We start from the raw sequence: 629 nt of genomic DNA on the forward strand, positions 1-629 counted from the left end.
GCATCACCGTGAACGAGTTTCGCTGCACTGCGGAGCCCGGCGACAAGCCGTTCGCCGAACAGTTCGACTGCCATTCGGTGTCCTATGTCCGCAGCGGCAGCTTCGGCTGCCATTGCCGCGGCCGCTTCCATGAGCTGGTGGCGGGCTCGATGCTGATCGGCCATCCCGGCGACGAATACACCTGCACCCATGACCATGTGGTCGGCGACGTCTGCCTGTCGTTCTTCCTCGATCCGGAGCTGGTGGAGACGATCGGCGACCGCGCCGCGGTCTGGCAGGTCGGCTCGGTGCCGCCGTTGCCGGAACTGATGGTGCTCGGCGAGCTCGCCCAAACGGCGGCAGCTGGCAACAGTGACGTCGGCCTCGACGAGATCGGCCACCTGCTCGCGAGCCGCTTCGTCGAGGTGGTGTCCGACCGCAAGGCAAAGCCGCTGACGGCGGCGCTGCGCGACCGCCGCTGCGCGGTGGAGACCGCGCTGTGGATCGACGCCAATTCGCACCACGCCATCGACCTCGACGATGCCGCCGAGCAGGCCGGGCTCAGCACCTTCCATTTCCTGCGGCTGTTTTCGTCGGTGCTCGGCGTCACCCCGCATCAATATCTGGTGCGCTCGCGGCTGCGCCACGCG

1 protein-coding gene is annotated in these 629 nt (G+C 67.7%); it reads left to right on the plus strand.

The features are described from left to right. Positions 1-2: 2 nt before the first annotated feature. Positions 3-629 (plus strand): helix-turn-helix domain-containing protein (locus J6500_RS31660; RefSeq protein ID WP_225716602.1); only part of this gene is annotated, 627 nt, incomplete at its 3' end.

The organism is Bradyrhizobium semiaridum (genome assembly GCF_020329505.1).
Classification (GTDB): domain Bacteria; phylum Pseudomonadota; class Alphaproteobacteria; order Rhizobiales; family Xanthobacteraceae; genus Bradyrhizobium; species Bradyrhizobium semiaridum.